At 60.1% G+C, this 11242-nt stretch carries 8 protein-coding genes and 1 pseudogene; 7 read left to right on the top strand and 2 right to left on the bottom strand.

What is annotated here, in order from left to right:
- Positions 1–166: 166 nt before the first annotated feature.
- Together U7230_RS07525 and U7230_RS07520 are read right to left on the bottom strand one after the other, a co-directional pair.
- Positions 167–1243, bottom strand: a pseudogene (locus tag U7230_RS07525) (rod shape-determining protein).
- A gap of 157 nt (positions 1244–1400) precedes the next feature.
- Complete coding sequence (locus U7230_RS07520; protein ID WP_324718103.1) at positions 1401–1622, bottom strand: hypothetical protein; 222 nt, start codon at positions 1620–1622, stop codon at positions 1401–1403.
- Positions 1623–3611: 1989 nt separating this feature from the next.
- On the opposite strand from U7230_RS07520, the gene U7230_RS07515 reads away from it, so the two are divergent.
- From U7230_RS07515 to U7230_RS07490, 7 genes are all read left to right on the top strand, one after another.
- Positions 3612–4397 (top strand): lipopolysaccharide biosynthesis protein, encoded by a 786-nt coding sequence (locus tag U7230_RS07515; RefSeq protein WP_324718102.1) that lies wholly within the window; start codon positions 3612–3614, stop codon positions 4395–4397.
- 304 nt (positions 4398–4701) lie between these two features.
- A complete protein-coding gene (locus U7230_RS07510; RefSeq protein ID WP_324718101.1) occupies positions 4702–5583 on the top strand; it encodes a glycosyltransferase family 4 protein in 882 nt (293 codons plus the stop codon).
- 36 nt (positions 5584–5619) lie between these two features.
- On the top strand, positions 5620–6885 hold the full coding sequence (locus U7230_RS07505; RefSeq protein ID WP_324718100.1) for an O-antigen ligase family protein: 1266 nt from the start codon (positions 5620–5622) through the stop codon (positions 6883–6885).
- Positions 6866–7726: a glycosyltransferase family 2 protein gene (locus U7230_RS07500; RefSeq protein WP_324718099.1), complete on the top strand. Its 861-nt coding sequence runs from the start codon at positions 6866–6868 to the stop codon at positions 7724–7726. Before U7230_RS07505 ends, U7230_RS07500 begins: the two co-directional genes overlap by 20 nt.
- Complete coding sequence (locus U7230_RS15435) at positions 7654–8649, top strand: glycosyltransferase family 2 protein (protein ID WP_404980592.1); 996 nt, start codon at positions 7654–7656, stop codon at positions 8647–8649. The genes U7230_RS07500 and U7230_RS15435 overlap by 73 nt, the downstream gene beginning before the upstream one ends.
- Before the next feature lie 174 nt (positions 8650–8823).
- A complete protein-coding gene (locus U7230_RS07495) occupies positions 8824–9945 on the top strand; it encodes a glycosyltransferase family 4 protein (protein WP_324718098.1) in 1122 nt (373 codons plus the stop codon).
- A gap of 154 nt (positions 9946–10099) precedes the next feature.
- On the top strand, positions 10100–11236 hold the full coding sequence (locus U7230_RS07490) for a glycosyltransferase family 4 protein (RefSeq protein WP_324718097.1): 1137 nt from the start codon (positions 10100–10102) through the stop codon (positions 11234–11236).
- Positions 11237–11242: the final 6 nt, after the last annotated feature.

The following is an 11242-nucleotide window of genomic DNA, read 5'->3' as shown; positions in this document are numbered from 1 at the left end:
CAGCCCCTCGACCAGGACCATCACATCGAGCCCGAGCAGGTCGCCGACCAGCACCGCGTTCTCCAGCACAGCTCACAGCAAGTGGGGCAGGGGATAGGGGAGATCGACCGTGACGGTGATCGCCATCGGCGCTGCCACAAAACGTGCGTGGGATGTCGGCCCCCTCTCATAGCCGGTCGCCTCGCGGCGTGGCTGCCGCCGTCGGGCCTGCCCTGCTTGTCGCGAGAGCTACTCGGGCCCGACTGAGCGGAGGTGCGCCACCGACCGTCCTGCTTTTCCCCGACTCGAGGACGGCGGCCATCCCGCGAATCACAGACCCGTCGGGATCCCTTGGTACCTTCACCGAAAGCCCCGTCTCGTGTGCGATGAGCCGGTCAAGCCCCCTGAGCTGGGCCCTGCCACCGACCAGCACCATCCCCCTAGCCACGATGTCCGCCGTCAGTTCGGGACGGGTCTTCTCCAGAAGGGACTGGATGGCCTCGACGATGGCCTGGGCCGGCTCGTAAAGCACCTGCGCGACCTTGTCCGCCGTAACCTGAACCTGCCCGGGCAACCCGCTGACCAGATAGCGGCCGGGCACGTCCTGGGTGTCGCCGACCGGTCCGCCTACCCCCTATGACCCGGCCGATCTGGTGCTTGATCCCCTGCGCCGTGCGTTCTCCTGCCACGAGCTGCGGTGCTCCCGTGGCCACCGGACAATAGCTTGGTCCATCGCATCGCCGGCGACGGGGATGGAGGTAGCCGTCACTTCCTGGCCCAGACTGAACACTGCCACGTCCGTCATCCCTGCCCCCACGTCCACCACCAGATGGGCTCGGGGCTCACCTATGGGCAGTCCTGCTCCCACGGCCGCTGCGCGGGAGGCAGGGAGAAGCTCCACCTGCTGAATTCCGGCCTCCTGGGCGACCTGAACCAGGGCCCGGTGCTCCATGCCCGTGGCGCTCGGGCCGACACCGATCAAGGCCCGGGTGGGACGTCTCAGCTACCGGCGCACCACATGGCTCAGAAATGCCGTCGCAGGCCCGACCTCCGCTACCACGCCGTGACGCACAGGACGTACGGCAGCGACCCGCCGGGGAGTCCGGCCGAGCATCTCCAGGGCGTCTTGCCCGATGGCCAGCGGCCGCCCGCTATCGACCTCCAGGGCCACGACGGACGGTTCCTGGATGACCACGCCGCGCCCCGGCACGTAGATATGGCAGGTGCTGGTGCCGAAGTCGATGCCGAGTGTCACCCACCACATGGGCGTGGCTCCCTTCCCACCCCCACATCGGACGTATCGGCGCGCGTAGGCGTAAGACCGGCCTACGGCTTGTCTTACCCCGTGAAACGGCAAACAACCGATTTCCTTGAGCGAGGCGAGCACAGGACCGTCTGCCCCGGGTCCGTGCCTGGCTCCATCACGCACGGGTGTCGTCCACCGCGTCGCGAGTCCGACGACTTACCAACGGTGGTGGCTTGCGGCGGTGCTTCCGGCCCGTCCGCTCGTCCGCCAGGAAGAGGTCGCCGAAGGCCACCGACCGGATCCCGGAGGCCTTGAGCTCGTCCCGGACCTCCGCCATCCGCGCCTTGCGGACGACATTGCTGCACTGCGGCGGGATGGGCACCTCAAGCACCGGCACCTCGCCCCCTCGGAGCGCGCGTCCGGCGTACGGCGTCGATGCGGACGCGTTCGTGCCGCTCGGTGACGTCATGGGCAGCAAAGCTGGCCCCGCGCATCCTGTGCAGGACCGTCGCGCTGCCGTTCCTGCCGCTCCAGGCAAAGGCAGGCCACGCATACTTCCCCCGGCAGGACGAGTGGTCCCAGCCCGTACATCAACGGGCACGGAACGGACAGGAGCATGGGAGTCGTAGTACACCCGATCTGGCAGGAATTCCTCGCCAAAGCTCGTATCTTGCTCCACAGACTGTCAGGTTCGGTGGGAGTTGGGCAGCGTTCGGCGAGCGTGTGTTCGGCTTCGGTCTGGGAGGGCGAAGCCGGGGGTTGTTTGTTGCCTCGGAAAAGTGACGACGGCCGTCATGTGAAGATGACGGCCGTGGGGAGCCCAAGTGGGACAGCAAGGAACCGGTCGACGGCGGGAAGCGGGACAGGAAGCGTCCCAGAACGACGGCGGCCGTCGGTCCAACCGGGATCCCGGACAAATGGTGTCACGGCGCAGATTGTTGAGGATCGCAGTGAACGCGCGACGGCCGGATCTGCTCAGCGACGCTGCAAAGTGTGCGACCGCCCCAAAGGGGTAGCAAGGCTGGTAGGTCGTCGGGGCGGGGAGCCCGGCATGTGACGGCGGCGCGTAAGCCCAGATTCCGACGGCCTTGTCGGTCGTCGGAGGATTAAGGCGATGGGTACTCCGCCACAAAACGACACCCGGCGGCAGGAAATCTTCTACAAGGCCTCGTATCCTGGAGCTTGTGTCTCGCAGAGGGCCGTCAGTCACGTTCTTGGTGGGCCGAGAAGCGGCCGTCACATGCCGGGTCACCGAACGTATCCCAGGTTGATGAGCTTGTGTACTATCTCTGGCTCTGGTCACTGCGTGGACAGGCACTCTTGTTTTCCTGCTGCGGTTACGCCGTGAGAGGTGACGTATTTGTGTGGCAGCTCGTCCGCTGAGCCCGACTACGATAGGAGTACGAGAACAACTCCTTGCACAGATTGGTGACCACGCCGCCCATGTCGGCGTGGTCGGTCTCGGCTACGTGGGCCTTCCCTTCGCCGTCGAGAAATAGAACTGCGGTTCTCCGAGCGCTAAGTGAGATGCTCCAGCAAGGTGTATCGATGATACCCACGTTCGGATCGGACGGTTCCTGTGTGGCGGTATGACGCAATGGCTCGGTACTCTCCTCGGGACGGATTCACGGCCGCTGTAAGTGGTAGTACCCCATCTCGGGCTGCCAACGCGGGCGGGCCGGCGCGGGCTCCTGGAGATAGCCTTGTCACCTGTACCGCGTTGCGCCGGTTTGGTGTGGATTCACTTGAGTATGTCATTGCCAATGCTGTGCCGGCTCTGACCGGCCTGGTTTCCTCCTACTTCTTCACCAGGTTGTTTAGCCCCGGCCTATACGGCCGGTACAACCTTGCCATCGCCGTGGTAGCTCCTCTCGTCGCGGTAGTGACCGAGTGGGCTGCCCAACCGGTGGGGCGGTTTTACAGCGAGTACCGGGTCGGGGAAAAGCGGGCCCTATACCGCGCCGTGCTTGAGAGATTGCTCGGGTACGTGGCGTTTCTGGCAGTCGGCAGCGGCGCTCTGTTGCTCTTGGGTACGGTCCGAAGGTGGGGATGCTCCCTGGCGCTAGCAGCCGCAGCAAGCCTGGTAATAGACTCGAGCCTGTCCCTGGTGATCCCTATCATCCCTGCAAGTTTGCACTCCTCGCTATACCGTCGCATCCAGGTGGGCCGGGCGCTCCTTCGGCTTGGGTTGGCATTGGCCTTGGTCTACGGGGTAGACCGAGAACCAAGCTTGCTGCTGTGGGCGGGTGCAGGAAGTGGTTTCTTGGTAGCGCCAGTAGTGTTCCATACAGTCCATCGGTTGACGCGTGTATCTGAGAGCGATGGGATCGCTCCTTCCCCAGACGTCCAAGTCCAGCTTGCTCGTTTCGCCCGTTACGGACTACCCATGGCAGGGTGGTTTTTCGCGTCGCAGATGCTCGCCATTGGGGATCGGTATGTAATCCGCCTTTTCCTTGGGGAGGGCCCACTTGGGATTTACTCGGCCAACTACTCGCTTATTTCTTCGGCGGCGGGGTTGTTGTCCGGGCCGGTTACCTTCGCCGCTTTTCCCATTGTGATGAAGCTTTGGGCCGACGGGGAGAAGGAGCGGCTCGTGATGCTGCTGCGGGACATGACAGGCTGGTATGCCGTGCTCGGGGCAGGGATGGTTGGAGGTACCGCACTGGTGGCGCAGGACCTCGTAGGGGTCATCTTGGGCCCGGAGTTCCGGTCCGGGTATCCTGTCCTGCTTCCGGTGGTGGTGGGGCTCGCCTTTTGGGGCGCTTCCATGCTAGGGCACAAGAGCCTGGAGCTTCACGAGCGCACGACGTGGATGGTGCTGGGCGCATTGGGATCGGCAGCATTGAACTTCCTCCTCAACCTGGTCTTCGTGCCGACCTACGGCATTACCGCGGCGGCGTACACGACGGCGTTGAGCTACGGGGTGTACGCGTTGTTCGTCTGGTTCATGAGCCGGCGCACCTCCACACCCTGGCAGCTTCCGTCTACCACCGTCCTAGTCTGTGCGCTGGCCGCGTCGATAGCATACGGGGCCGGGCTCCTTCCCGTGCCGTGGGCAGTGACCTCGCCGGTGGCCGTGCTTTTCGAGAAGGCTTTCCGTTTCGTTGCCGTGTACGTATTGGTCGTGCTTTCCAGTCTGGTGCTGGGGCGCCGGCTCAGGGTCATGACGTGAGTGCACAGGACGGGGCGCTCAATACTGGGAGAAGGGTGAGGTAGACGGGGCAACAATGCGCGTTACGTTCATCTTGCCCGGATACCCGTACGCACCGGTGGGGGGTTTCCGGGTGGTCTATGAGTATGCGAATCAGCTAGTCAGGCGCGGGCACGCCGTCCGCGTGGTGCACGTAAGGCAAGTAGGCCCCGTCCGGCTTCCTGCGAATCCCTATCGTCTGTTGCACAGGCTGGCAGGCATGGCATGGCGCCGTCTGCAAGGGCCCCCGCGCGTGAATTGGCAGCCGATTGATCCGCGGGTTCAGATGCTCTATGTCCCGGCGCTGAAAGCCCGGTACGTCCCCGACGGCGATGCCATCTTCGCGACGGCGTGGCGCACCGCAGAGCCCGTGTACGCGCTGCCCCGAACGAAGGGTGCGAAGTTCTACCTCATCCAGCACTACGAGACGTGGGACGGCGCGGCGGACCGGGTGGATGCTACATGGCGCTTGCCGATGCGCAAGGTCGTGATCGCACGCTGGCTGTACGACAAGGGCCTCGAGCTGGGTGTGCCTGCGTCGGAGATGCGGCACATCCCCAACGGTCTCGACCACGACCGTTACCGACTCATGGTACCGGTCGATAGCCGCCCCAAGCGGGTGGCGATGTTGTACAACCCGGCTCCCTGGAAAGGCGCCCCGGACGGGATCAAGGCGCTGGAGCTGGCGAAGGAGCACCATCCTGACTTGCGAGCGGTCTTGTTTGGGACGAGTCCGAGACCTACCGAGCTCCCTTCGTGGATGGAGTACCTGCGCAATCCTCCTCAGGACGACCTGATTCGCGACGTCTACAACGGGAGTTCGGTTTATCTCTGCCCGAGCTGGACCGAAGGGTGGCACCTCCCTGCGGCCGAGGCGATGGCCTGCGGCTGCGCCGTCGTGTCCACGGACAACGGCGGGATACGGGACTACGCGATGGATGGGGAGACGGCCGTGCTGGCCCCGCCCCGAGAACCGGAGGCACTGGCATCAAAGTTGATACAGGTGCTGGAGGACGATGCTTTACGATGCCGGCTTGCGCGCGCGGGTTGTGACGCGATAGCCGGTTTCAGGTGGGATCGCTCGACGGATTTGCTGGAGGCGTGGCTCGTAGACTGCGAGCGGCTGAGGCGCGTGTGCGGATCGCGGATCATAGGACAGCCGCGTTGAACCTTTCGAGGCGAGATGACCAAGAGGAGTGGCGCAATGGTGCCGGCGTACGCACCTGCCGTGAACCCAGAACGGCTGCCAGGGGCACTAATCCAGGCTCATAGATCGATTGCTTCCCTTCTTCTTAGCGCAGGCATGCTTACCTCGCCCCTTGCATTGACCGGCTACCAAATCGCGGTGGGCCTTTGGCGGATCGACGTTTACGAGATCTTTATAGGTCTCTCACTTGTGGCCATCGCGCTCTACCCAAGGATACGTATTAAGTCTCCTGTTCTGATCAGCGGAGCTACCTTGTATATGATCGCGCTGGCCAATACGCTTCTCGCTATTTCATCTCAGGGTGGCTTCAGCGGCGTTGATATTACCCCGGTTATGAAATGGACGCTGTCTTTGCTTCCTCTCTATCTTGGATATAACGTCGCGAGTCCCACAGCGTTTGTTCGACTACGCAGGCTCCTACCACTCGCGACTTCAATCGCAGGACTCGTCGTTCTGTGGAATGCGGTGTCCACCGGTGGCTCGTTCACCGCGTTCAACAGAAGCGAAGGGTTTAGGTTACACGCGGAGCCAGTTTCGCCAAACGAAACCGGGGAGCTGCTTGCGTTGGTTTCGTTGTTGCTAATTGCCTCATCTGACGTGCCCCTTGGAATTCGGATAGCTGGACTGCTTATAAACGGAGGCTTATTGGTTCTGACGTTTTCTCGTGAATCGCTAGTGACGCTCTCACTGGGTCTTGTGGTCATGGGTATGCTGAACCGTAGACAGGCCTTTTACGTGATACTGATGGCACTTGCACTTCCTTATGCGTGGCCCTGGCTATGGAATGAGGTGGCGTCGCAGCCCGACATTACAAACGGACGGCTACTAGTTTGGCGCAGCGCCTTCGATGCAGTGGGGGAGCGCCCTTTTTTCTTCTTAGTGAGAGGGCTGGGTTACGGCCAGGCTCCACCGATTCAAGGAGGAAACCCTTGGGCACATAATATGCTCCTAGAGGCCTTGATGGTTGGAGGGGTCCCAGCTCTGATTACCCTCATTGCGTTCCTTGCTGGTATTGGTCACGGTCTGTGGAAATCGGCCAGTGGACAAAAGGGCGAGCAATCGAGCCTGCGTTGCGAAGCTGCCCGGGCCCTTCTAAGCTTCTTCTTGGCATATGTCATTACAGGAGCGGTTGCTGATCACCTCTGGACCTTCTGGATTGTGAATACTGCTTTTCTGGGTCTTATAGGTATGGTCTTGAGAATGTCGGCGGAATCCCGCCATGGAAAGGCTAGGACCGCTATATATGGCATCGGCGACCGGTGAGCCTTTCGTCGATGTATCGGTTATCATCATCACGTATCGCAACGTCGAGGTGGCTGTTCGCGCGATTGAGTCCGCGCTAAGCGCGGTGAAGGAGTGTGGATTAAGCGGCGAAGTGATCGTGGTAGACAACGGGTCCCCAACGGACGTAGTTGCGCAATTAGCGAGGTATCCGGTTAACCTCATCACGCTGGGCGCCAATTTGGGCTTCGCTAAGGCCAACAACGTAGGAGCACGCCGGGCCCGAGGGAGGGTGCTGCTCTTTGTTAACTCAGACGCTTTTCTCTCCGCGGACGCCTTACAGTGTATGATTCGGAATCTGGCGAGTGTCTCGACAATGGGCGCGGTTGGGCCGCTCGAGGTTGATGCGGTTGGCAACCCACGCCGCACATGGTGGCCGAAGCCAAACCCGGTCTTAGACCCAATGCGGCGAGGGCTGCTGCGGCTCCGGGTGGGTCGCGTAGAGGTGCCCAAACAACCCAGGATTACAGTACCATACCTACCCGGCTTCTGTGTCGCGCTCAGAAGAGAGGCATTTGAGAGTGTGGGAGGGTGGCCGGAGAACTACACATTCTACGGCGAGGATGTGATTTTGGGGTACAAGTTGAGAAAAGCTGGATGGTTACAGGCGGTAGTGACTGAATGCAGGGTAGTACACCTTGGTGGAGCGTCGACGCCCGAAACTGAAAGGTTGTCGCGGCTGTTCAGGAGCAGGCGGAAGATGTACCGGGAGACGCATGGAAGACTAGGTGAATTGTTGTTCCTGGCTACATGGTTCATTCTACTGATCCCTACAAAGGCGTTTCGCAGACTGAGCACGTGGATCGCTCAGTCAGGACGGTGACTCAAGTCATGCAGCCTCGTGTCTCGGTTATAGTTCCCACGAAGAACAGAGCCTTGACTCTGGTCGAGAGCTTACGGGCGGTCGCCCAATCAAGGATGATTGACGAAGTCATAATCGTCGATGATGGGAGCGAAGAAGATTATGGCCACGCGAACGCGGAGGTTCGCCGGTTCTTCTCCCGTGAGCGCGTTCGTTACTACAAACTAGCCAAGAGCCTCGGCTCCGGAGCGGCACGAAACCTGGGTATCGAAGCAGCGACTGGGGAATACCTTTTCTTTCTTGATGATGATGTCGTCGTCATGCCCGGTTACCTTGACCAGGCTATCGCTGGGCTCCACGCGCAAAAGTGCGATGTCGTGGGTGGCCCTGTGCTCATGCTGCAGCCCGGTGAGTCGCCAGACTTGGCCCTGCGGAGAGCTCGACGGGCTCCTTCTGACCACAGAAGCCTGTCCAGAGCCTTAGTTGACTTCCGTACGTGGAAGGGTCGGTTCGATATCGTCGGCGATGTGACGTGTGAAGTTCCCTTCGTAACCTCAATTAGCGTGTGGTGCGCTTGGCCGTTTAAAGAAGGGCTCCGGTTCCGAACGTTTCCTGGGAACGGTTATCGTGAGGAGACGGACCTTCAACTAAGGGCAGGCCTACTTGGTGCAAGGATCATGTATGATGGACGACTCGTTTCCTTTCACCTACCAAGGACGCGTGGAGGACAATGGTCCGTAAGTAGGTGGCGCTGGTACGCGAGTAGTGTGTCAAACAACTGGGCCTTTCTAGTGAGCAATGACGGGGTACTCCGTAAACATTATGCCTTACATAACAGGTATGTGGCACAGTGCTTGTTCACGTTAAGACAAACCAGTGTACTGGTTCCGCCTACAGTCAGGAGAAGTCTGCGCGCGCTCAAGGAAAGTGTCCTGAGGCGATGATTGCTGGGGAGGTAAAGTGCTCCATGCGATGTCTACCATCGCACGAAACTCGGTAGTGACGCGGCCAGCGCTCATCGCATCTCCGTATGCGTTCTCTGTTCCCGACCTCAGTGGAATGGGTGGAAGAAGGTCTACTGAACACGTGAACACGTTCGGCTACGGGCGGGTCGGTAAATGAAGGTTATGGCTGTCTACTTGGGGAGACGTGGCGGTGCAACGGTTTATAGCTTAGAGATAGTACGGGCCCTAGCGAGACTGTGTGACGTCACGGCCGTGATATCCTCCCGCGTTACCAACCTTGCGGAATGGGAGCAAGCAGAGGTACCATTTATCCCGATTGACACATATAGCAACGCGATTGAGTTCGGGCTGAGAACGTTGACCCTCGTGCCGCTCAAGCGGTTTAGAGAGTTGATGAGGGCTGTTCGGCCTGACGTAGTATACTTTCCCATGCTTACACCATGGTCGTTGTTTGCTAGCTTCGTGACAAAGGACATTCCCGTCGTGTCTACGGTTCACGACCCAAGGCAACGCTATGGCGAGCGGAATGCCGCGCTTCGTCTCATGCAACAAGCAGTAATCAGACGATCTGCGAGAGTGATTTTGGTTTCCCGGTCCTTTGTACGGGAGATCGAACGCTATGGCAAGCCGAAGGACTGCATTGACGTTATACCGCATGGGCATTTCATGTACTACCGGCGCTACAGCCTACACTCGGAACAACCGGCGACGTCCAGGACGCTTTTGTTTTTCGGGCGGATCACACCCTATAAGGGTGTGGATATACTGTTACGTGCGTTCAAGAACGTAAAACAAGAGGTGCCGGACGCTCGCCTTCTAATTGTAGGTAGCGGGTATAGTAGCAGCTTGCACAAGATTGCAAAGCAAGTTGATGGTGTAGAGATCGTCAACAGATGGGTATCGGACGAGGAGGTCGCACCGTTTTTCCAAGAAGCAAGTGTAGTGGTCCTGCCCTATCGGGACGCATCGCAGTCAGGCGTCATTCCGATTGCGTACGCGTTTGGTCGGCCTGTAGTAGCGACTAAAGTCGGAGCGTTGCCAGAGCAGGTGGTTCACGGCAAGACTGGCTTGCTGGTTGAACCGCTGGATGCTGAAGCTCTCGCTCGAGCATGTGTCTATTTGCTACTGAGGCCAGAAGTTGCAGCCGAGATGGGAGCTCGAGGGCTACGGATGGCTGCTAGAGAAGGGGACTGGGGTCGCATTGGTGAGCAAGTGCTAGAGTCACTCCGGAAGGCAGCTGAATGTAACACACTGGGCCATGGGAGGCCCCAGTAGGACTAGATACCGTTGCTTGTGCTTAGGCCGGCGTTGGGAAGCCTAGAGGTGCCTCTCGTGAGCGGGATATTGGTTATAGTTGGGCACTGCTAGCTCCCGCTATGCTCCGGTGTTTTGAGGTCGGGTCTACGGCCCTCGGGATGGGACTGAGCACGTGAAGGTCAGTCGTGTCAATATCGCCTATGTCATAACCCGGTCGGATTCCGTCGGTGGGGCCCATGTCCATGTGCGGGACCTGTCTATCCATCTTCTAGGAAAGGGACACCAAGTTACGGTGTTAGCGGGAGGTCAGGGTCCCTTTACCCAGGAACTGAGAGATCAAGGCATTCCCCACCGGAGTCTGCGTTACCTAGCCCGTTCTATCTGCCCGAGTCGGGACGTGAGGGGGATCCTTGAGCTGCGTCGAGAGTTGTCCGCCCTCATGCCGGACATCGTTTCCACCCATTCCTCCAAGGCAGGGTGGCTTGGGAGACTTGCCGCGAAGAGCCTGGGGCTTCCAGTCCTGTTTACGGCACACGGCTGGGCCTTCACCGAAGGCGTAGCGAAACGCGAGCGCCGCTTCTATGCTTTTGCCGAACGGCTGGCTGGTCCGTTCGCTGATCGTATTATCACCGTCTCCGAACACGACCGCCAGCTTGCCCTCGCATACCGAGTAGCGCCTCCGAAACAGGTTGTGACTATCCATAACGGGGTGCCAGATGTCCCTCTCGCTCTCCGTGCGCGACCTGAGCGTCAGCCGCCCCGTCTAGTGATGATAGCGCGCTTCGAGCCCCAGAAAGCTCACTCCGCGTTGCTCAGCGCCATAGCGGGTCTAGCGGACCTTTCGTGGGAGCTCGAGTTCATCGGTGACGGTCCGCTGCTAGAGGCGGTGAAGGCGCAAGTGAATGGCCTTGGCCTTGAGCAGCGCGTACGGTTCTTGGGCGCGCGTAAGGACGTAGCCGAACGATTAGCAGGTGCGCAGGTTTTCGTGTTGATTTCCAATTGGGAAGGACTCCCTAGAACCATTCTTGAGGCTATGCGTGCTGGGCTTCCAGTCGTTGCTTCTGATGTGGGTGGGGTGCATGAAGCAGTAATGGAAGGTGAGACTGGCTTTCTCGTACCTCGGGGGCAGGTTGGAGCTCTTCGGGAGCGGTTGCTTCGTCTGATCCGGGTTCCAGATCTCCGTATCCAGATGGGCCGATCCGGCAGAGCTCGATATGAGCACTACTTCACGTTTGAACGGATGTATCATGAAACGATGGCCGTGTATCAGGAGGTGCTGGCGGCTCGGCGTCAACGGTCCAAGCCGTAGTGGATG

It is taken from the genome of Limnochorda sp. L945t (assembly GCF_035593305.1).
Classification (GTDB): Bacteria; Bacillota; Limnochordia; order Limnochordales; family Geochordaceae; genus Carboxydichorda; species Carboxydichorda subterranea.
The sequence above is the reverse complement of the archived record's forward strand: the minus strand, read 5'-3'. Positions and strand labels throughout refer to the sequence as shown.

What these genes read in the sequence shown, in the direction of transcription:
- U7230_RS07515 (WP_324718102.1), top strand. Translation starts at nt 3,612, where the DNA reads ATGGCAGGGTGGTTTTTCGCGTCGCAGATGCTCGCCATTGGGGATCGG.
- U7230_RS07510 (WP_324718101.1), top strand. Translation starts at nt 4,702, where the DNA reads ATGCTCTATGTCCCGGCGCTGAAAGCCCGGTACGTCCCCGACGGCGAT.
- U7230_RS07505 (WP_324718100.1), top strand. Translation starts at nt 5,620, where the DNA reads ATGGTGCCGGCGTACGCACCTGCCGTGAACCCAGAACGGCTGCCAGGG.
- U7230_RS07500 (WP_324718099.1), top strand. Translation starts at nt 6,866, where the DNA reads ATGGCATCGGCGACCGGTGAGCCTTTCGTCGATGTATCGGTTATCATC.
- U7230_RS15435 (WP_404980592.1), top strand. Translation starts at nt 7,654, where the DNA reads ATGGTTCATTCTACTGATCCCTACAAAGGCGTTTCGCAGACTGAGCAC.
- U7230_RS07495 (WP_324718098.1), top strand. Translation starts at nt 8,824, where the DNA reads ATGAAGGTTATGGCTGTCTACTTGGGGAGACGTGGCGGTGCAACGGTT.